The following is a 21,608-nucleotide window of genomic DNA, read 5'->3' as shown; positions in this document are numbered from 1 at the left end:
TTCATTGCCGGGCAGAGTCCGGCCTACTTTGCTATCGTCATTCTGTCGCCTTTCAGGTACTTGTCCAGAAACTCCAGTATTCGCCTGTTGGCCTCGATTTGATTCTTCTTTTTCGTGAAACCGTGGCCTTCATCGGGGAATACAATGTATTCGACCGAAACGCCATGCTTCCTGGCGGCCTCCACGATCTCATCGCTTTCTGCTTTGACGACTCGAGGATCGTTTGCGCCTTGAATAACCATTAAAGGCTTTCTTATTTCCTTTGCATGAAAGAGCGGCGATGTGGCGACGAGAATGTCGATGTCATTCACAGGATCACCGATCTCATCGTAAATGGCCTTTCGGACGGACTCCCAGTAGGGAGGTATGCTTTCCAGCGTTCTCAGCCAATTACTGACGCCAAAAATATCCACACCCACCTTGAAAGCCTCCGGGCGGAACGCCAGGGCTGACAAGGTCATATAGCCGCCATAGCTCGCACCCATGATGCCGATACGCTCGTGGTCGATGTAACCCAGGCTCGCAAGAAACGTCTTGGCCTCGATACAATCCCACAGCGGCTCACGCCCATGCTTTCGATTAGCGGCCGTAAAGAAGGTCTTGCCGTAGCCGGAACTCCCTCGGTTGTTGATTCCCAGTACGGCATAGCCATGATTCACCAGATATTGAATCTGAGCCGTATACCCGCGCATGGTCTGGCCGCCGGGCCCGCCGTGAACATACACAATGGCCGGCACTTTATTGATGGCTGTCGCTTCATGCGGCTTGTAATAGATAGAAGGTATCACCATTCCATCGAAGGACCTGAAGCGCACTACTTGCGCTTCCACCAGGTCCGACGGGTCGATTTCCTTGCTCAGACTCTGCGTGAGCTGCTTGAACTGGCCAGTCTCGAAGTCGTGAACGAACAGGTTATCGGGGGAACGGTCGCCGTTCACATAAAAAGCCATGCGAGCACTGCTCTGCGAAAATACCACGCCACGGATTTCTCCTTCCGGCAAAACAGGAAGCTCCGCTGGTTTCTCCCCTTTCGCTCCGGCGCTTTCACCCTCTACCATCTCCGCAACGCGGATCACTATGCTGCCGTCCTGGTTGATCCCCGTAACCCGGTACCGCCCATTCCTGGAAAAATAGGTGTTCACCACATCCCAGTCCGCACTTTCATGATCCCGGACAATGCCGCTGGCCAGGTCATAAGTGCACAGGCGCTTGAACTCGCTCCCCTCATTGGTGAGGAAGAACAGTTTCCGGGAAGCAGGATCGAAAGTCTCGGCACGAAAGCTTATCGCGCCCTCGTGAGGGGTCAGGTGTCTTACCTCTTCCCTGGCTACATCGAACAGGTAAATATCACTATCGGACGTGGTATTGGCCCTGTTAAGGGCGATCCAGCGCTCGTCGCGGCTGATGGGCCCCACGTCGAATCCCTGCTCATTCCTGTATAGCAAGGTCCGAGCGTAGGTCCTGGCATCATAGCGATACAGATCGAAGAACCGTGGGTCGCGCTCGTTGGTGGCAACAAAAAAAGCACTTCCATCAGGTCGCCAGCCCATGAACTGGGCTTTGAGACTGTCTCCAGGCGTCAAGTCTGTTTCCGCGCCATCCGGCGTACTCAGCAAAAGGTGATAATTTTCATCGCCGCCCTGATCACGAGTAAACAGGACACGATCATCATGAGGAAAAAAGCAGACCGAAAAAGTGCTATCGACAGTAGACTGCGTCAAGGGCTCTGGCGTGCCCCCGTCCACCGGCAGCGTATAGGCGTTGAAGATACCGGACGCATTGCTGCTGAAAAGAATACGCTTCTCATCAGCGCTAAACGAAGCCCCCAATATGGAAGTCGTTGCCATGAACTGATCTATCGTATAGCGTTTCATGTGAAGAACGGTTTTTGATTGATGGTTGATGAGGGATACGCACGTTAAATCAAAGTATATCTTAGACGGGCATTGGGCCGACCCCCGTTTTTCATTATCCAGATGAGGGTGGACGGCCAGCGACTGCATTAGTTTGGACTACTATAAAACCATTCGGGATTTTAATTGTTTGAAAGATTCCGTGATTCCGATACCCTGCTGTTGAAGTGCCAGGGGAATCGGCATTCAGGCAGGTAGCTTTCAGCAATAGTGGAGATGCGGGCAGAACGATGACTAAGGAAATTCCTGACACAGACAGTTCAGCCGAGGATCAGGATCTCCTGGAAGAGAGCCTGCACGAAGTATTTGGCCTTCCTCACCTGAGGCCGGGCCAGAGGGAAGTCATCCAAAGCGTGCTGGATGGACGGGACACGCTTGCAGTCATGCCGACCGGCAGTGGGAAATCGCTTTGTTACCAATTGCCAGCCCTGAATCTGCCCGGTACCGCCATTGTCGTGTCGCCGCTGATTTCGCTGATGAAGGATCAGGCCGAGAAGCTTGAAGAGGTAGGGGCTGATGCGGCACAGGTCAACAGTACGCTGAATACCGGGGAAGAATCGGAAACATTGCAAAACATCCGCGGGTCCCACAGTGACGTCGTGTTTGTCACGCCCGAGCGCATGTCCGACCCGGACTTTATCGCCAACCTGAAGCGCATCACCATCAATCTGTTTGTTGTGGACGAAGCACACTGCATATCGGAATGGGGCCATGATTTCCGGCCAGCTTATCTCGCGCTGGATGACGCAATCAAGGCGTTGGGCAATCCCCCCGTGCTCGGGTTGACCGCAACCGCTACGCCGGAGGTGATCGACGACATCGCGCGACAGCTCGGGCGTCCCATGCACATCGTCAATACCGGCATTTATCGTCCGAATCTGAATTACAGCGTGATACATGTTACGAGCCCCGAAGAAAAACTGAAGAAGCTGCAAGATCTGATTCAGAAAAGCCAGGGAAGCGGCATCATTTATACCGCCACCGTAAAAGCCGTGGAGGAACTGGTGCTGGCGCTTCAGACGGCGGATATCAGCGTGACGCACTACCACGGGCGTCTCCCAAAAAAAGTGCGCAGCGAAAATCAGGAACGCTTCATGGAAGGCCAAAGCAGGGTCATGGTGGCAACGAATGCGTTTGGCATGGGAATCGACAAGCCCGACATCCGGTTTGTGGTGCACTTCCAGATACCGGGGAATCTCGAGGCATACTATCAGGAATCCGGCCGTGCCGGCCGTGATGGAAGAACCGCCGATTGCACGCTGCTCTATGACATACAGGATAAACGCATACAGCAATTCTTTCTGGCGCGGCATTATCCCGAGCAGGGGGAACTGCATGATGTGTATCAAGGAATACAAGGCCTGCTGACGGAACGCGGTGCGGCTGAATTTGACCAGCTTCATGAAAGAACCAGCCAATTTTCAGTTCGTAAACTCCAGGTCTTGCTGAGATTGCTGGAGGACGGGGGCATCGTTACACGCGACAGCCATCTGGGCTACCGGTTGCGAAAAAAGAGCGTGAAGCCCGAAGACCTGATTCGGCTTGCCGAGACTTCACGCAGCAAGGGAGATCATGACCGGCAGGCGCTGGAACGCATGGTGTTTTATGCACAAAGCGGATTTTGCCGGTGGAAGGTTCTGCTGGAGTACTTCAACGAGAATGCTGCATGGAGTCATTGCGGCCACTGCGATAACTGCAGGAACCCTCCCGAAAAGGCGCTGGCCGCACTGCCTGTGAGGAATCGGCGCACAGCTGAGCCGGAAAAGCCAAGGACACAACCCTCGTTCCGCATTGGCGCGGAGGTCGATGTCCCGAAGGCAGGAAAAGGCCAGGTCGTCAGCGCCACCGCCGACATGGTGACGATACTTTTTCCCGATAGCAGGAAGCGCACATTCCTGAAAAGCTATGTGAAACCTACCCAGGATGCGGCTGGCGGGGGGGAATAAATGGTCTTTCCGCTGTGATCGTCGCGACGAGCTAACCAATATCGGCTATAAAGAAAAGGGGCTCTGCTTTACCTTGCCTTTCGTTGACGCCATGGCAAATAGTTTCCTCTGGCTGATCCTGGATGCACTGAGGGGCACTAAGGACACTGATGAGATAAGGGGCCAGCATTCTCGTGGCCGAATCAAGGGCGTACATCAGTGCGCTGTTGAGCGGAGAGAGCACTCATGCAGAACGATGCCGCTGTTCTCATACTGATGTATTTCATATTGCCGGTATGGCTGTTGGCAGGTTGCGCCGATTGGCTCTGCCACCGCGCCTCGCATATCGAAACAACGTCTGGCCCCAAAGAATCCCTGCTCCACCTTCTCATGTTCGCGGAACTCGGCCTGCCGCTGCTCGCGGCGATCTTTCTGGAGATAAACGCTGGCATTATTGCCTTCATGATTGCTGCGTTTATCCTCCACGAAGCCACCTCATTCTGGGACGTGACCTACGCGGTCAGCCAGCGAAACGTGTCACCGGCCGAGCAGCATGTGCACAGCTTCCTGGAGATGATCCCGCTGATGGCGATCCTGTTCATTATCTCCCTTCACTGGGGCCAGTTTCAGGCGCTCTTCGGCTTTGGTCCGGAGACTGCCCGGTTCGACCTTGCCTGGAAGGAAGAGCCACTGCCGACCGGTTATATCCTTTCCGTCATGGCTGCCATCCTTTTGTTCGAACTCATCCCCTACATCGAAGAGCTTTTCCGCACACTGCGGGCCAAACGCGGCGCGCTTGCTCCCGGCAAGGCCGGCGCGCCGAAAAACCGCTGAACTGTGCCATTTTGTGTTCTGCATCTGCAGGGTAGAGATTTCCCGATAGGCCCGTGAGGTGCCCTACCCTATTTCTATTTGATGCCGATTACAATAGAGTCCGACCCAATCAGGGGCTCTAGCCGAGCGCTGGAAAATCCTGCTTCTTTCATCCACTCCTTGCAGTCGGCCCCCGTGTAATCGAAGCCTCCGGGCGTCTCTATCAGCATGTTCAGACTCATCATCAACCCGTGCGCGTTCCTGGAACGCTCATCGTCAATAATGGCGTCATACACAATGAATGCGCCACCTGGAGGAATCGCATCGAATGCCTTGCCGATGAGCATCTTTTTCGTTGGCAGATCCCAGTCGTGCAGGATATGCCCCATCAGAACAACGTCTGCCTTGGGCAGATCGTCCTCAAAGAAGTTGCCGGGCATGAAAACGACCCGGTCGGCGACACCTGTGGTTTCCGCATACTGCTCAAAAATCGGCCCGACTTCGGGCCGGTCGAACCCAAGGCCGCGCATGTGAGGATTTGCCAGCGCGATCTGTACCGCCAGGTCTCCCTGTGCGGTGCCTATGTCGGCGAAGGTCTGATAATCCTTCCACGGAAAGATGCGCGCAATGATCGAATTTGCCGCATGGCTGATGCCGGTCATGGCCGAGAGGAATTCTTTCAAGCCGGCGGGATCGGCATATAGCGTCTCGAAAAGGTCCGCTTCATTATTCTTGCATTCATTTTGTGGTTCGCCAGTGCGCAGCGCCTCGGTGAGGTTGTTCCAGATCGGGTAGAGGCGGCGATTTGCCATCTCGAGAATGCCTCCGACATAGGAAAGTTTATTGCGGTCGAGGAACAGGTCTGTTTCAGGCGTATTGCTGTAGTCGTCAATTTCGCGCTTCAGAAAGCCTAGCGCTACCAGCGCATCGAGGAAATCCCGCGCGCCGCGAGGGTGTAATCCTACACGCTCCCGGAGCGTATCCAGGCTCATCGGGCCTCGCGCCAGTTCCGTGAAAATGCCCAACTCGACAGCGCAGAGCAAAGTTTTTGCCGGCCAGAAAGCCATGCCGGTCTGCAAGATATTTTCGGGAGTAAGTTGCTGCTTGTCCATCGATTGCTCCGCTTATATGAAATGGTTTAATGAAAAACCGGAAAATCACAACTCGAGAATCGTTATCCTTGGACAATGATCGCTTGTCGCAATGTGTTGCCGCTTTCTTTTTACCACGGCAATCTTCCCGGATTCAAGTACGCCAGCGTGTGCCAGCTTGATAGGGTCGCTGATAACAATATGATCCAGTCCCGTAAAACCCGTGCATCCACGCTCTGTTGACGTCAGGGGCACCTGGTGCATAAGCGGCGCCCCATCAGCAATTTCCTGCCACAGATAGTTGCTCTTCACCCTGCCCAACTCGTCCTTTGTATTGGGTCCGGAGGGATCTGTGCCATCAGCGCGAACTTCGGTTTCCGTAACCGCAGCCTTGGCCTCCTCGTCTATCCTGCGATTAAAGTCTCCGAGTAATACAAATCGAGGACTTTCCCTGGCCACATAATCGACCCAATCCTCAAGGATGGGGATCTGGCGGTTGAGCATGATGCAGTTTGCATGGGGGTCGGTCATCTTGCGCCCAGGGAAGCCGCCCGACGTTTTCAGGTTGGCACAGCCGGACTTGAGATGAATATTCAGAAAAGTCACCGGTGAGCCATTGACTACCAGTTCCAGTGACAGACCCGGCCTGACACGATGTGAGAAGGCCTCATCCTCGTCATCCTTAGGCTGCTCCGAGATTGCAAGGTCCGGGTTGGGCACGCAGCCATATGCACCAGAAGATATGGTTTTATCCCACGCGAACGCAACCGTTTGAAACGTGGTATGCGGCGCGACACACACGTTAAACTGCTCCACGAATTTGCCGAGTACGTGCTCGATAATCTCCTGCGACTTTACTTCCTGAAAGGCAATGATCCTCATTTTCTTGTTCTGGATCAAATTCTCGACGGTGGCCCGCAATCCATCCAACTTGACGTTGTAATTCTCCTCGGTTTCAACCCTGCCGGGATTCTTCCTCGTCCCATAAGCATTGCAAGGAGCGATCATCATCGCCTCATCGAAGCTGCCCGCTGCAGCAATGGTTGCGTCCAGGCATCGCCTTGCCCGCGCTTCCTCTTCCGGCGTTGCATTCTGCGCTCCCCGCGAAATCCTGGCCCGCGTGTCGCACCAGTTGACACCGGCTGCACTACAAACTTCGACATGGCGCTTGAAGTTGTCAATGGTTCCAGCCCAAGCCATGTTGAAAACAGCGATACCTATCGGGGAAGTCTCCTTGCTTTGTACGCTGGCCGGCAATAGCGCTAACAGGATTGCCAAAAAGGAAATGAGGCGGGGAAGAGACATGGAAGCTCTCCTGAAGAGGCGGCAACAAACCGTGGGATGGGAAGGCGAATATTATGTATAGCAGTTCGGGCCTGAATTTGCCTCGCCAATAGCATTATTACCTGGAATCCATATCTTGTTTTTTCATAAGCTCATGGACCGTTTTACTTCAAGGGAGGTCGCTGCTCAGCCTCCTTGCATTTAATTTGCCATAAAAGCTTTGTGTCTTTGGGGGGCGGCCCCATTTGATTCAGAAGTATGGGCGCCTGCTCGTTAACAAGTATATATCCCGATTTACAAATTTCATTAGCGCGCTTTGCCAGCGTCCGGACCGCCCAATCCCGGCTTGTCGGGCAAGGCCCCAATTTAGTTTTGATGAAATAATGCGTGGCCCCATCATTCAGTTTCTGTGAAGTCTGCTCGTAGTCGGGTGGACCGGCACAAGCAGCCAGCAGTGGGATAGCCAATAATGCGATTACGGTGGTTTTCATATTTTCGTAAAAATATCGGCAAACTCTCCGAGGAAGCGGATAAAGATTGATGCAATGAGTGACGAAACAACCCCTATGTTACAGGTCAAGCGCAGAACAAAGTGCTAGGATAGGATCACTCACCGCACGCATGCAAGCCGCCATGATATGTAAGACAGAGCCCAGGATCAGGAGTGGGAATGCTTGCCCGTGAGGTCTATCCAGCGCCTATTGGCCCTTCCCACCATTAGAACCCACAAGAAATTTATTCGACTGAATAATTATTCCAGCAGGTCGCGCCAGACAGCATGTGGATTAGGTTTGTAATCGTTAATATCGTGCGATCTATCAGGATAATCAATCTTCATTCTCTCTAATGCCATGTCCACTGCTTCATCCAGCCATTGTGCCCTCACAGTGATCGGGCCAACCGGAGCTTCGGATTGATTAATTGGATGAAACGTAATCTTGTACTCGCGCATCATTGCCTCCTGATCAGGTGCTGACTAATCCATGATAGCGATAGATCAAACTAGCAATTTCCGGTGTTGCTGATTCAGCACCGGATTTTTGAGGAATCGAAACATGAATGACGACAGCATACGATCTTCACAACACCGCCTCAAAGACCTGCATCGCGTCCAGTTCATGAATCATGGCAAAGAAGTAAAAATGGCTTGATCAATGGTAGCGTTATCGGTGCAGAGAAGATGAACTCAGTTCGATTTTTCATATCGGCATAAAGCCTTCGTATTGCGGTGGACCGCGGTGGATCTCATCTCATCTCATCTCATCTTTATAGTCAATTTACCACATTGGTGCCACGACTAGCGCTTCGATACCTCATCACATCAATTATGTGACACATCTCTTTATCCTGTGATATTCGAACATGAGATAGAGAGCCGGTCAAGACTCGTTGCAAGCCAGGGTTATCCAAGATAGCGGGTATCCGTTATTCAAATGAATATATAATGCTATAAGGTTATTCATGATCATACCAGTGCTGAGCAATCCCAAACCATTTCCGAGGTCATTGCTGCCCAAGGTATTGAATGTGCCAGCATACGCCGACTCTATGGCGGGAGCAGGAACGCGGGTTCTCTTGTTCACCTTTGCTGTTTGACATATATCGACAAAAACCGGCCCTGAGTTGCTGTAAACCCATACTGAAACAAGGGAAAAAAAATGAAACTTGGATTACCCGCTCACCTGGTCACTTCCGTCGCCGCCCTTTTTTTGCTCCTGGGATGTGCCAGCACTCCAAAACCAACTATAGTAAAAGTCTCGCTTCACGCGCAGACGAATGTGAATCCCGATGCGCATGGCAGAGCTTCGCCGGTAATAGTTAAACTTTATGAACTCAAATCAGTTGCTGCTTTCAATGCCGCCGATTTCTTCTCCATCTTCGACAGCGAGCAAAAGACGCTCGGTGCGGAATTGCTCAACGTTGAAGTATTCCAGCTCCAGCCAGGCGAAAAACTGGAGCTCGACAGGCCCTTGCAACCCGATACCCGCCACCTTGCTGCGGTGGCTGCCTTCAGGGATCTCGAGCATTCCCAGTGGGGCGCGACGCTGGCTATCCCCCAGAAGGAGAAAATTTCGAATGTCTTCATTCAAGTTGATGCGAGCAAAATACTTATCGGTGCAGAGAAAGAATGCTCCTTTTTATGTGGCGTGACATCCGGGAAGCCGGCCCCGCTTGGCAATGTGCCTGAAGCCACAAAGCCTCAAAAATGAATAAAGTAGGAGTTGGTCAGGGATAACCCTTTGAACGAGGTACCGGAGCCAATAAGATGTCCTGGAACAACAAAGTGGTATGGTCTGAAGGCCTGTTCCTTCAGCCACAGCATTTTCAGCAGCACGACCGATACCTAGAAAGGCTGGTTGAAGGCCGCGCCGCTCCACTGCTGGGTTATAGCTGGGGGTTTCACAGCATGGAACTCAACCGTACCGCCTCGGCGCTCGGCAAGGTGCAACTGACCACCGCGCGAGGTATCTTTCCTGACGGCACACCATTTGACTTCCCCGGCGAGGACACTTCGCCCGCGCCTCTCGATATTGATGAGGATATCCGGAACGAACTCATCGTGCTTGCGCTGCCGATGCGACGTCCAGGGATGGACGAAACGGACCAAGCCGATGCTCAGGCGAATACTCTTGCACGTTTCTCCGTAGAAGAGCGCGAGATCGCCGATTCAAACTCAAGTTCCGGCAACAGTACTTCCCTGCAAGTCGGGCAGTTGCGGCTGCGGCTCATGCGCAAGCGCGACGCGACTGACGCATATACGACGCTGGACGTAGCGCAGGTAACGGAACGTAGGCCAGATAATCAACTTATTCTACAAAAGGAGTTCATCCCCCCCATGCTATGCGCGGGGGATGACCTTATTCTGAGCGGATATGTAAGCGAATTACAGGGCCTGCTTCACCAGCGGGGCGAGACGCTCGCTGCACGCGTCGCTCAGCCCGGCCGAGGTGGAGTTGCAGAGGTTGCCGATTTTCTCATGTTACAGACCGTTAACCGCTACGAACCTGTCTTTGCCCACTTTCTCGCCCATTCCCTGCTGCATCCCGAGCGCCTGTTCAGTATATGTCTGAGCCTTGCCGGAGATCTTGCGACATTTGGCGCCGCGAATCGCCGGCCGCCTCGATACCCGGAATATCAGCATGACAATCTGGCGCAGTGCTTTTTTCCGCTAATTGCTGATATACGCAGCGTATTGACCATGATATTGGATCAGAATGCGGTTTCCATTGAGCTGCAAAACCGCACGCAGGGCTACTGGCTTGCGAAGATTCCCAATGTGGAATTGTTCAAGACGTCCAGCTTTATCCTTGCAGTTGGCGCCCAGGTTGCCGCGGAAACCTTGAGGAACCGCTTCCCCGCGCAAGTCAAGATCGGATCTGTCGAACGCATCCGCGATCTGGTCAATCTCGCGCTCCCGGGGATTCCCCTCAACCCGCTGCCTGTGGCACCTCGGCAGATACCCTTTCACGCTGGATTCAGTTACTTCGAGCTCGAACGCGGAGGTGAAATGTGGAAGCAGCTTGAACGTTCGGCGGGATTGGCCATGCACATCGCGGGCGAGTTTCCAGGGCTCACCCTGGAATTCTGGGCGATAAGAGGATGAGTCGGCGGCGGATGAGGTCATAACTTCGATAACGGATTATATTATGAGCCAGGATGACCCCTTTTCATCTTTGGATTCTGACAAAACGGTAATAATGCCTTCACCCGGAGGCCGTGCTGCGCCACCGGGACAAACCTCAACTAATTGGCACACTACCGGTCCCGGTTCTCCGGGAGTAAAAGAAGTAGACGAATTGGCGGCGACGGCCGGGCTCAACCCTTTGATCTCCGCTGCCAATCCCTTACTGAACATTGTGCCCCAGCTACGCACAACACCGCACCACCCCGACCCATCCGGCCTGCGTGATTTCATCGCACAGAACATAAAGGTATTTGAAACACGCGCGAAGGCGGCTGGAGTGGCGGCCGAAAAGGTTATTGCTGCCCGCTACGCGCTATGCACGCTTCTGGATGAGGCCGCGGCGTCCACTCCATGGGGTAGCGGAATATGGGCGAAACACAGCCTGCTTATAATGTTCCACAACGAGGCATGGGGCGGTGAGAAATTTTTTCAATTGCTCGCGAAGCTGGCTGAAAATCCCAAAGCAAATCTTGACTTGCTTGAGTTCATGTATATCTGCCTCGCCTTGGGTTTCGAAGGCCGGTATCGCGTCGTGGAAAACGGCAGGGCCCATCTTGATGCGTTGCGCGAACGTCTGGCAAGATTGCTGGAAAAGGAGCGAGGCGAGTATGAACGTGATTTATCCGGGCGCTGGCAAGCTGCTCCCATCAAACGGGCAAAAATCCTCGCTCTCTTGCCGGTATGGGTTTTGGCCGCTTTATGCGGCCTGATCATGTTGGCTGCATATCTGGGCTTCAGCTTCATGCTGAATAAGGCATCAGACCCCGTATTCGCAAAAATTCAATCTATTCGAGTTAGAAATCCCATTCCAGAGCCAACTCCGCTACCCGCGCCAGAACCCAGGCTGGCGGAATTTCTTGCCAGCGAAATCAGGGAAGGTCTGGTCTCGGTGAAAGACGAGGAAGGACGGAGTGTCGTCACCCTCAGGGGAGACGGATTGTTCGCGCCCGGCAGCGCGGCCATTTCGCAGCGATTCCTGCCCGTTCTTGAACGCGTTGCGGTAGCGCTCAAGTCGGTGCCAGGACAAGTGAAAGTGACCGGTCATACCGACGATCAGCCGATAAGATCGGTACGGTTCCCGTCCAATTGGCATCTGTCGAAAGAACGAGCGCTTTCGGTAATGCGGATTCTCGCCGAGAAGGGAACGCTGCAAAGCCGCCTGAGTGCGGAGGGGCGGGCCGATGCCGAACCAATAGCTTTAAATGACACACCGGCAGATCGAGCGCGTAATCGCAGGGTAGAGATCACGCTTTCTGTCCCTCGTGGCCGCGATTAGCAGATTTTTAAATAGCCCCAGCGGGCAGGGATCCGTGAAAACTGTGGCTGGTAGCGCGGAATCATGCTTTCAGGAAAAAGGTAAAGGGGATGAAGAGCGTTTTCAAATTCCTGTTTAATCACTGGACCATGGCTTTTCTGGGTCTGGCGGCACTCAGTCTGCTGATCTGGTTCGTCGGGCCATTGATTGCCGTGGCTGAATATCGTCCGCTGGAATCGGATACGGTGCGGATGATTCTGATCGCGTCTGTCATAACGATATATATCGGCAAACTCATCTGGCGTGCAATCAAGGCGAAAAACCTCAATGCCAGGCTGATGGAAGGGCTTCTGCGGCATCCGTCTGCGCCCCCCCAACCGGGCGATAGTGCGGGCGCCGAAGAAGTGGCCCTGTTGCGGAAGCGTTTTGAAGAAGCAGTGGAGGTACTGAAACAGGCCAGCCTCGGAAGTCCCGCCAAAAACCCCCTTCTCGCCCTTCTCACTCGTCGTCAATATGTGTACGAACTTCCCTGGTATATCTTCATCGGAGCTCCGGGATCGGGAAAAACTACCGCGCTCGTTAACTCCGGGCTTCAATTCCCGTTTGCCGAACGCTTCGGGCAGGAGGTAATACGAGGGATCGGCGGCACGCGTAATTGTGATTGGTGGTTCACCAACGAGGCTGTATTGCTTGATACGGCTGGCCGGTATACAACTCAGGAAAGCAACCGGGAATCGGACAGCGCAGCCTGGACGGGTTTCTTGCAGCTTTTAAAAAAATATCGTCCCCGCCGACCCATCAATGGCGTCATTGTCACAGTCAGCGTAACCGACCTGTTGCAACAAACTTCGGCACAACGGGAGGCGCAAGCCAGCGCGATACGTAAACGCATCCAGGAACTGCACGAAGAACTGAATATCCGCTTTCCGCTTTATGTCCTGGTCACCAAAGCTGATCTGCTTGCCGGATTCATGGAATTCTTCGGCGAATATGGTAAGGAAGAACGAGCTCAGGTATGGGGCGTGACATTCCCGCTCACTGAAAAACAGGGCCCGCCCCCGCTCGAGAGCTTTACGCCCGAGTTCTCGGCGCTTGAAAAACGGCTCAATGAAAGGCTTATCGGCCGGCTGGAGCAGGAAAGGGACATCGAAAAACGCTCGCTGCTGTATGCTTTCCCTCAGCAATTCAGCCGCCTCAAGGAGCTGCTCGCTGATTTTCTGAACCAGGTATTCTCTCCTTCCCGCTTCGAACAACAGCCATTATTGCGGGGCTTCTATTTTACCAGCGGAACCCAGGAAGGGAACCCGATAGATCGGGTCATGGGCGGTTTCGCCCGTGCGCTACACCTCGACCGCAAGCTGCTTCCGCCCAATAAACCGAGTGGCAAAAGTTTTTTTCTGACCCGGCTCCTGAAGGACGTAATCTTCTCCGAGGCCGGGCTGGCCGGCACGAATTTGCGCTGGGAGCGCAAGCGTGCTGCGCTGCAATGGGGCATGTTCGGCATTGCCGGGCTGATCACGCTCGCTGCGCTGGCGGGATGGAGCGTCAGCTATTCGAACAATAAAAACTATGTTGCCGAGGTGAACGCAAAAATTCCCACGATCCTGGAGAAGGTCGAGGAATTGCCGATCCTGCAGAGCGTGGATATAGTCAGCCTGCTGCCGATCCTTAACTCGGTAAAAGACTTGACTGATGCCGCTCCCGGGGAAAACGAGGATGTGCCTCTTTCGATGGGTTTGGGTCTTTATCAGGGCGAGAAGCTAGCTGCGGCATCTGACAATGCCTATCGGAAATTATTGCAGGATGCATTCCTGCCTCAGCTTGTGCTGCGCATCGAACGCCTCCTGAGCACCGGCAGCCGGGCGAATCTGGAGCTTTTATATGAAGGGCTCAAGGCCTATCTCATGCTTCATCAGCCTGAACACTTCGATCCTGTTGCGCTGAAGGTTTTTATCACTACGGACTGGGAGCTCAGCCTCCCCCGTGAAGTTACCGTTGAGCAGCGCGACCAACTGGAATTCCACCTGGATAATCTTCTCGCCCCCGGCCAGCTATCGTCGCCTATTCCCATTAATGAACAATTAATCGCCAATGTACGCCATACCGTGGCACAGACTCCAATCGCGCAACGGATTTATAATCGCATCAAGCGCCTGGGGGTAGGCTCCGAAATTCCGGAATTCACTATTGCAAAGGCAGGCGGCCCTTCGTCTCCGCTGGTTTTTACCCGTGTCAGCGGGCAACCCCTTACCCAGGGCGTACCGGGTTTATTCAGCTATGCCGGTTATCACAAGGCTTTTTCCGAAGCCGCGAAGGAAGTCACCGGGCAATTGGCTGATGAAGAAGTATGGGTCCTGGGTCTCGAGGAAAAAGATCGTGCCCGGTGGATCAATCCCCAGGCGGAAGCACGTCTGCTCAACGAGGTGCGCCGATTGTATCTTGAGGATTACGCGTCCATATGGTCATCGTTTATCAACGATATCCGGCTGATCCGGGCCGGCAATCTGCAGAGAAGTATCGAAATGGCCCGGATTCTGTCCGGCACCGACTCGCCCTTGATTTCACTGATGCGTGCCATCGTAAAAGAGGTATCACTTGCTGACGTCGAAGAGAGCGAAAAAACAGCAGTGGACAAGGCGGCAGACAAGGTAAAAACTGCGCGTGACCAACTGGGGAAGTTATTCGGGCAAACCGCCAGAAAAACACAGGCCGCGACAACGGAGTCACAACTGGAAAACATTGTCGATGACCGGTTCAAGGAACTTCGCCGCATGGTGCGCCCAGATGTGCCGGGCCAACCGGCGCCCATTGATTCGATACCTGAGAAAATCAACGAACTTTACACGCTTCTTACCGCGACCGAGGCCGCGATAAAAGGCGGGAGCGCGCCTCCGCCCAGCGATGTCCCCACTAAAATCAAGGCGGACGCCGGCCGTATGCCAGAACCCATAAGGTCCATGCTTATCACTCTTTCGACAGGAGGCGTCAGCCAGGCGCTGGGTGCGACCCGAGCCAACCTGGATCAATCCCTTCAGACGTCGATCGGTGAATTCTGCAATAAGGCAATCGCCGGGCGATATCCCTTTGTAAAGGAGAGTGCTCGGGACGTGACCCAGGAGGATTTCGCGCGGCTGTTCGCCCCCGGCGGACTTCTGGATGAGTTTTTTCAGAAAAATCTGGCTCAATACGTCGATACTTCAACACGTCCCTGGAGCTTTCGCAAGGTCGGGGACGCCAATATGGGCAGTGCTTCCGGAGCACTGCAAGAATTTCACCGGGCCCAAATAATCCGCGACGTATTTTTCCGGGGTGGTGGCCGCACAGCGGGCATGAGCCTGACATTCAAACCCATCGAGATGGACGCGTCCATTACACAGTTCATCCTCGACGTCGATGGGCAACTCGTGAAGTACAGTCACGGCCCGCAAATACCGATGACCTTGCAATGGCCTGGTCCTCGCGGCAGCTCGCAGGTCCGCCTGCAAATCTCCCCCGCCAGCGCCAGCGGCGCGTCCGGCCAGGTATTCGAAGGCCCTTGGGCATTGTTCCGCATGCTTGACGGCATGCAGATCTTACCGACTTCTCAACCGGAGAAATTCGTTGTCACATTTAATGTCGATGGCAGAAAAGCGCGCTTTGAGGTCATTACCAGCAGCGTGCAAAATCCGTTTCGTTTAAATGAACTCAAACAATTCAACTGCCCCGGACGCTTGTAAGAACCGCAATGACTCGCCCATTGCAGGATGGTATGGAAAAATTCCGTGCCTTGGAGACTTCATTTCGCGGCGCCTGCCCTCCGGCTTTATCCATGCGTGGGACTCCTGGCTCCAACATGCCATGGCGGCAAGCCGGGCACATTTGGGCGGCCGCTGGCTCGACCTTTATCTCAACGGGCCGATATGGCGTTTTGTCCTCATGCCCGGAGCATGCGACGCGTCCACAGGAATCTGGGCTGGCGTGCTCATGCCGAGCGTTGACAGCGTGGGGCGTTATTTTCCGCTAACGATTGCATTACCGGTCGATTCCCGTCCCGGGATGATGTTAACCGTTTTTTCCGCCCAGTCGTGGTACGCTGCGTTGGAGCGCATTGCCCTCGCTACGCTGAATATCAATGCGCTGCCAGACGATCTCGACCGGAATCTCGCCGACAACCCCTTTCCGGCACTTGAGCCGCCCCCGCAACGCCGGGACGCGCAAGAACTGGCGGAATGGTGGAGAGAGGGCGCGAATGGCCTTCCCAAGACGCTCGTTCTGCCAACGGAAAACTCGCTGGCAGATCTCTTCGATGCGGCGGCAGAAGATATCCTCACTGCCAGCGCGGCGGGTAAAAGTTTCTGGTGGGTGGTGCCTTCAGAGGGCGGACCGGGATTATTGCACTGCTTCGAGGGTCTTCCACCTGAAAATCATTTTGCCGTCATGCTCGAGGCACATCTTCCCCTGAAGGGCGGCGGATAGCCCTTCTTGAGGCGATACGACAACACAACATGAATGCCACTCCACCTCAGGGCGATGATGACAGTACCGTTATGCCGACACGGATACCGGAAGAACCGGTGATCGCTGCATCAGGCGCTAAACCGGCGAATCAGAATAGCTTGCCTATCGGGAGCAAGTTGGGCGAGTTTGAAATTGTCGGCCTCATCGGTGCGGGAGGGTTCGGCATTGTTTATCTTGCTTACGACCATTCCTTGCATCGGCAGGTGGCGCTCAAGGAATACATGCCCGCTGCTCTCGCTGGAAGGGATGATGGTGTAACAGTCGTTGTGAGGTCCGAGCGCAACGCGGAAACCTTTCAGGCTGGCTTGCGCAGCTTCATCAACGAAGCTCAGCTCCTGGCACAGTTCGATCACCCTTCTCTAGTCAAGGTTTACCGCTTCTGGGAAAGCAATGGCACCGCCTATATGGTTATGCCGTTCTATCAGGGCGTAACGCTAAAGGAGACATTAGCCCTCATGAGCGACCCGCCCGATGAGGCATGGCTCAAGGGGCTGTTGGCACAACTGCTTGAAGCACTGGGCGTCATTCACGCCGATCACTGCCTCCATCGGGATATCGCTCCGGACAACATATTGATTCTGCCTGACGGGCGCCCGCTTCTGCTCGATTTCGGGGCAGCACGTCGAGTTATTGGAAATATGACACAAGCGCTTACCGTGATCCTCAAGCCGGGCTATGCGCCCGTGGAGCAATATGCGGACGACCCGGCGATGAGACAGGGACCATGGACTGATATCTACGCACTTGCAGCAGTAACGTATTTTGCCATCACCGGGCATCCGCCAGCCCCCTCCGTGGGCCGTATGATGTCGGATTCGTTGATTCCCCTGAGCACAACGGCAGCAGGACGATACAGCGTCCAGTTCCTGCAGGCAATCGATCTTGCGCTCGCTGTCAAGCCTGAAAACCGTCCCCAGAATGTTATGGAACTACGCGCTTTGCTCGGGTTAACAGCAGTACGTCAGCATCAGCATCCGCCAGCGCCACCGCATGAGCCGTCTGGCGCGACCGCGCGGGCAGCCGCTGATGGATCAACCATATCCAGGCAGCGGGTGGGGCCTTACATCGCTGTCTTTGTGATGCTGCTCGCAGCGGTTGGAACAGGTATATTTCTGCTACGCGACAAGCCCGCGGAGACGCAGCCTGCTGGAACGGGCGCGATGACCTCGAGCGTCGCAACCGCTCCCGACGTCATTGGAGCGCGACAGTTTGATCCAATGAGAGCGCTGGATGAAGTATTCGAGGGACGCGAACGCAACCACGCAGTAACGGTATCCACCGAAAAAGCACAGACGCGCATCGGCAAGGACTTCCTGCGCTTCAGAATCCGTTCCGCAAGGGCGGGCTATGTATACCTTTTAATGGTCGGCACAAACCGTTCTGATTTTTTTCTTCTTTTCCCGAACGCCGTGGACAAGAACAACAACATCAAGGCTGGAGAACAGTTCGATCTGCCTCGCCCTGAATGGAAGATGGTAGCTGAGGGCCCGCCTGGAACCGACCATTTTGTTGTGATCGTCTCGGATCGGCCACGCGATTTCAGCGCCGCCGGGCTGGCAGCGGTCGATCCTTTTGCTGAATTTCCGCTCGATCAGGCCGCGCGCTTGTATTCGGACTATACCGGGTCTACCCCACTATTCGCAGGGAAAGCGATATGTGCGGTCTCAATGCGCAACTGTTCAGAATCCTATGGAGCCGCCATGTTCTCCATTGAGGAAATCCGGGGAACGTGATGCTGCGGCCAGGACGACGGCTTATGCGGAAACTTCCGGGAATGGTGCTCGCGCCCTACCGTCTCACGGCGGGTTGCCCCGCCCCGTAATATTATTCCGGTTTGGTCAGGATTGTTACACGACGGTTTTCAGGTGCAATGGGATTTTCCTTATCCAGCAGCTCATGATCTCCTTTACCGATCGCTGTTAACCGATCTTCCATAATATCGTGGTTGCGCACCAGATAATCTCTAACTGTTTGTGCCCGTTCCTGAGATAGTCTCTGGTTGAAATCGGGTCCGCCGCGCGGATCGGCATGTCCTTCTATGATGAAGCTGTGCTTTGCCAGTTTATCCATATTCAAGGCTCGGCCCACGACATCAAGAGAATGTCTGGCTTCGGGCGTAAGGTCGGCGGAGTTGGTATGAAACGTGATTAACATGGACGCACTTGCCGCTTTCTCCGCGGCGTCGGGCTGATCGCGGAATACTCTAATGCTCCTGGTGCGGATGCCTCCTTCCGGCGACAGCGCATCAATCAAGGCAGACTCCGTGATTTCCGAACCCCTCAGCACCTTTGTCGTCTCCGCGGTAACCGGAAGCGAAAAGGCAGCAAGCGCCATCAAGGCAATTATTGACCTGGTTTTCATATGACCTCCGTGATCAGTTTAGCAACGTAACATCATGGCGATTCCAGCGGAAACATATCAATCATACCGGACCGCGCAGTGTTGCTTCATCCGGATCTCTACACCATACCGCGATTGCCGAATAATTGTCCTGCCCCTTGTGCCCGCGTTCGAGAACCCGGTTCTCAAGCGCTTTCAACCAATCGGAAGCGGAAGGAGCTGCCTTTAGCATGCGCTCCATATCTTCTTCCTCTACATACTCCCAAAGCCCGTCACTACAGAGAAGAAATATGTCACCATCCATTAGCGGAAACGCAACCGGAATGATCTCGACCGAGAATTGCTCTTCATTACCAAGCGCAGCGAGCAATTTGCTGCGATTGGGCGAATCTCGCAGTTCCCTGGGCTGTAGATAACCAGCGTCGACCATACTCTGTATTACGCTGTGGTCGCGAGTCTGCTCGATGATCCGGGCTTCGCGGAAACAATACAGGCGCGAATCGCCCACATGTCCCCACACCGCGACACCAAGTTTCGTATCAATGGAGAGAACCACTGCGGTAGCACGCATCTGCTTGAGCCTGGCGTCACGGTGCTGCTCGCGAATGATAGCGAGATTGCCGGCCTGCAATGCCGCCTCGACTGCCCGGCTGCTACATTCAGGCATGGCACGAAACGAGTCGAGCGTATGCTGCACCGCGAGTTTCGAAGCGACATCTCCACCATAATGTCCACCGAGACCGTCCGACAGGACGCAAAAACAAGCTTCCGGAGCCGACCAGAAGCCGCATGCATCTTCATTGACCTCACGGCCTCCAGCTTTCGAAAGTACTATTATTTCAAGCTGCATGAAAGCAAGCCGCCTATAGTGAACTATTCCGCCATCAATCGTTGAATAAGTCCATGCCGCGCCAGGAACCAGGCCGTGTCATTTCTTATCGTCCTGTTCAAGCTTGGCGATCTGCGCCTCGTACGCGCGAAGAAACTCCTTGCCAAACAGAACATGAAAATCTTCTTCCGCCTCGCGGGAAATGTCTTTGTAACGCTCCGCGAACAAGTCCCATAGCTTGGCTTTACGATTGATCGGCAACAACGCATCCACAACCGTTTTCTGCGTAAGCCGGCCCTCCAGGTATGTGGGATCGAAACGCTCGAGCACACCGGCCAGCGCCGCTCGCATACCGGCCATAAACCCGAATTGATGCGAGCGCAAGTCGTCATGCGCGTCCCGCATTGCCTGTAGCGGTGCGAGGAAACCTTGTCCCTGCGGGGCTAGCAGATGAGTGAGCGCGACTTCAACAGTGGGAGAGAATTTCAAAGGGTTATTTTCCTTGGGTGCAATCATCGTGAGTTCCGCCCGCACTTCGCGCTTTGTCAATGTGCGCGCAAGCAGTAAATCAAGCGTGCCCTGTGTCGACTCCCGCAACAGATGGCCAAGCAGGGCCATAAACTGTGGGGTGAGCCCGGCCGGTATGCTCACGTCAGGCACACCCGCGCCATCAAGAAACGCACGAAGCAACTCGTCATGTTCGGGCATTGGAGTCGGGGTCAGCGGAGAGCCGCCTGGCGCCACGGCTGAGGGTTTCGGAGCCACGTTAGCGGAAGGTGCAGCAACGATTGCTTCAGGTACCGCTTGCAGCGCAGCATCGGGTTGCATACCGCGCCGGCGCCTGTCCGTCTTTCGGCGGTCATGCCTTGGCGATGGAATAATCACGCTCTTGATCTCCCCGCTATCCTGATTTGATTCCTTGTTTTCCCAGGACAGGACCATGCCGTACGGTTTGGTTTCAGAAGCCTCGCCGGTCTGTGCCCCACGAGGAAGCACTGCGCGCATGACGGCCTCAGGTTTTGCCTCCGGCGGGCGAAAAGAGCCATGCAATTCGAGAACATCGTCGCGCTGGACCTGGCCTTCGGAAGACTTTTTTTCCGGTGTAACACCCAACGCGACGAATGGGTCCACGCTCCCCTTATCGGATTGCTCATGCTGCGTTGCCAATGGCGAGTCAGGTGCAAACGGTTCGGAATTTTTTCCGGGGGTGAGGCCAAATAAGTCGTCTATGCTCTGGTTGGGTATCGAGGGTCCAAACCCGAGATCGAGCACGTCTTGCGATTCCCCAGCAGGTCGCGGTACGTGACCGGCCCTTGGCCGTTGAGGGAGCGGGCGTTCCCCAAACGGGTCAAAATCGGGGGGGATAATGGACGCCGGGCCAGAATGAGCGGACTCCTTCATTTCCGGACGCGCCAGGTTTTGCTGCGGAGTCCCTGGAGGAGGAGTCAGCAGATCATCAAAGGGGCCACGCTCCGATTGCCCGCCGAATAGTGCCAGGGGATCATCTTTAGATGTAGCGGATGCGAAAGGAACGCGGTTGCCCGGGCCAGGAGCTGATGTCTCCCCTGGCAATACCGCCATGGTGTAACCGTCGATGCGAATTTCGTCACCTGCGGCGATAACCGCATCCCCGCCATTGCCCAAGGGCTGGCCATTTACGTAAACAGGAATCGCAGTCCCAAGGTTACGAATATGGTAGCGGCCGTCGCGAAAGGCAATGGACGCATGCGTCCTGGAAATAGTCCGCGCAGGATCGTGTAATACCAGAGCATTTCCTTCCGCCCGGCCGATATTGCCCCCTGATTCGCCAAACTCCGCCAGGAGAGGCAGCGGTGGCGGGGCCCCATTATAAGCAGTAACCCGTATGCGAATCATGTAACCATCTCTATCAATACACCGTTTCCCCACACAATTGGAAGTTCCGCAGCTTTTCAAGATGAACTGATGGCACGGTGCCTTCCAACATCAGAAGTTCG

At 54.5% G+C, this 21,608-nt stretch carries 16 protein-coding genes; 8 read left to right on the top strand and 8 right to left on the bottom strand.

Annotated features, from left to right (window positions below; genetic code table 11):
* Nucleotides 1–23 precede the first annotated feature (23 nt).
* Complete coding sequence (locus BMZ14_RS10015; protein WP_074797141.1) at nt 24–1,874, bottom strand: S9 family peptidase; 1,851 nt, start codon at nt 1,872–1,874, stop codon at nt 24–26.
* Between the two features lie 269 nt (nt 1,875–2,143).
* Between BMZ14_RS10015 and BMZ14_RS10010 the strand changes: the two genes are divergently transcribed.
* Both BMZ14_RS10010 and BMZ14_RS10000 read left to right on the top strand, forming a co-directional pair.
* Nucleotides 2,144–3,859, top strand: a complete 1,716-nt coding sequence (locus BMZ14_RS10010) for a RecQ family ATP-dependent DNA helicase (RefSeq protein WP_074797140.1) — start codon at nt 2,144–2,146, stop codon at nt 3,857–3,859.
* A 225-nt stretch (nt 3,860–4,084) separates the two neighbouring features.
* The gene (locus BMZ14_RS10000) at nt 4,085–4,672 is read left to right on the top strand and encodes a diguanylate cyclase (RefSeq protein WP_074797138.1); all 588 of its coding nucleotides are present in this window, start codon (nt 4,085–4,087) and stop codon (nt 4,670–4,672) included.
* 74 nt (nt 4,673–4,746) lie between these two features.
* Here the strand turns inward: BMZ14_RS10000 and BMZ14_RS09995 are convergent, their stop codons facing one another.
* From BMZ14_RS09995 to BMZ14_RS09980, 4 genes are all read right to left on the bottom strand, one after another.
* On the bottom strand, nt 4,747–5,763 hold the full coding sequence (locus tag BMZ14_RS09995) for a methyltransferase (RefSeq protein WP_074797137.1): 1,017 nt from the start codon (nt 5,761–5,763) through the stop codon (nt 4,747–4,749).
* Nucleotides 5,764–5,808: 45 nt separating this feature from the next.
* Nucleotides 5,809–7,047, bottom strand: coding sequence for an exonuclease/endonuclease/phosphatase family protein (locus BMZ14_RS09990; RefSeq protein ID WP_074797136.1), 1,239 nt, complete (start codon nt 7,045–7,047; stop codon nt 5,809–5,811).
* Between the two features lie 143 nt (nt 7,048–7,190).
* Complete coding sequence (locus BMZ14_RS09985) at nt 7,191–7,517, bottom strand: hypothetical protein (RefSeq protein WP_074797135.1); 327 nt, start codon at nt 7,515–7,517, stop codon at nt 7,191–7,193.
* Between the two features lie 260 nt (nt 7,518–7,777).
* Entirely contained in the window at nt 7,778–7,981 is a 204-nt protein-coding gene (locus BMZ14_RS09980) for a hypothetical protein (RefSeq protein ID WP_143071952.1), read from the bottom strand.
* A 703-nt stretch (nt 7,982–8,684) separates the two neighbouring features.
* Here BMZ14_RS09980 and tssJ point away from each other — a divergent pair.
* The 6 genes from tssJ to BMZ14_RS09950 all read left to right on the top strand — a co-directional run bounded on the left by tssJ (nt 8,685) and on the right by BMZ14_RS09950 (nt 18,196).
* Nucleotides 8,685–9,236 carry a type VI secretion system lipoprotein TssJ gene (tssJ, locus tag BMZ14_RS09975; RefSeq protein WP_074797133.1) on the top strand — a complete coding sequence of 184 codons (552 nt, stop codon included), beginning with the start codon at nt 8,685–8,687 and terminating at the stop codon, nt 9,234–9,236.
* Nucleotides 9,237–9,292: 56 nt separating this feature from the next.
* Entirely contained in the window at nt 9,293–10,630 is a 1,338-nt protein-coding gene (tssK, locus tag BMZ14_RS09970) for a type VI secretion system baseplate subunit TssK (RefSeq protein ID WP_074797132.1), read from the top strand.
* Nucleotides 10,631–10,724: 94 nt separating this feature from the next.
* On the top strand, nt 10,725–11,987 hold the full coding sequence (locus tag BMZ14_RS09965) for a DotU family type VI secretion system protein (protein ID WP_256208549.1): 1,263 nt from the start codon (nt 10,725–10,727) through the stop codon (nt 11,985–11,987).
* An 89-nt stretch (nt 11,988–12,076) separates the two neighbouring features.
* On the top strand, nt 12,077–15,682 hold the full coding sequence (tssM, locus tag BMZ14_RS09960) for a type VI secretion system membrane subunit TssM (protein WP_074797130.1): 3,606 nt from the start codon (nt 12,077–12,079) through the stop codon (nt 15,680–15,682).
* Nucleotides 15,645–16,421, top strand: a complete 777-nt coding sequence (gene tagF / locus BMZ14_RS09955) for a type VI secretion system-associated protein TagF (protein WP_083396748.1) — start codon at nt 15,645–15,647, stop codon at nt 16,419–16,421. Before tssM ends, tagF begins: the two co-directional genes overlap by 38 nt.
* A 29-nt stretch (nt 16,422–16,450) precedes the next feature.
* On the top strand, nt 16,451–18,196 hold the full coding sequence (locus BMZ14_RS09950) for a serine/threonine-protein kinase (protein WP_074797129.1): 1,746 nt from the start codon (nt 16,451–16,453) through the stop codon (nt 18,194–18,196).
* Between the two features lie 91 nt (nt 18,197–18,287).
* On the opposite strand, the gene BMZ14_RS09945 is transcribed toward BMZ14_RS09950, so the two are convergent.
* From BMZ14_RS09945 to tagH, 3 genes are all read right to left on the bottom strand, one after another.
* Nucleotides 18,288–18,824, bottom strand: coding sequence for an OmpA family protein (locus tag BMZ14_RS09945; protein ID WP_074797128.1), 537 nt, complete (start codon nt 18,822–18,824; stop codon nt 18,288–18,290).
* Nucleotides 18,825–18,885: 61 nt separating this feature from the next.
* Complete coding sequence (locus BMZ14_RS09940; RefSeq protein WP_074797127.1) at nt 18,886–19,653, bottom strand: PP2C family protein-serine/threonine phosphatase; 768 nt, start codon at nt 19,651–19,653, stop codon at nt 18,886–18,888.
* 78 nt (nt 19,654–19,731) lie between these two features.
* Entirely contained in the window at nt 19,732–21,507 is a 1,776-nt protein-coding gene (gene tagH, locus BMZ14_RS09935; RefSeq protein ID WP_074797126.1) for a type VI secretion system-associated FHA domain protein TagH, read from the bottom strand.
* Nucleotides 21,508–21,608 lie beyond the last annotated feature (101 nt).

The organism is Nitrosospira briensis, assembly GCF_900115125.1.
GTDB classification, from domain to species: Bacteria; Pseudomonadota; Gammaproteobacteria; order Burkholderiales; family Nitrosomonadaceae; genus Nitrosospira; species Nitrosospira briensis_A.
This window is presented reverse-complemented; position numbering and strand designations above follow the sequence as displayed.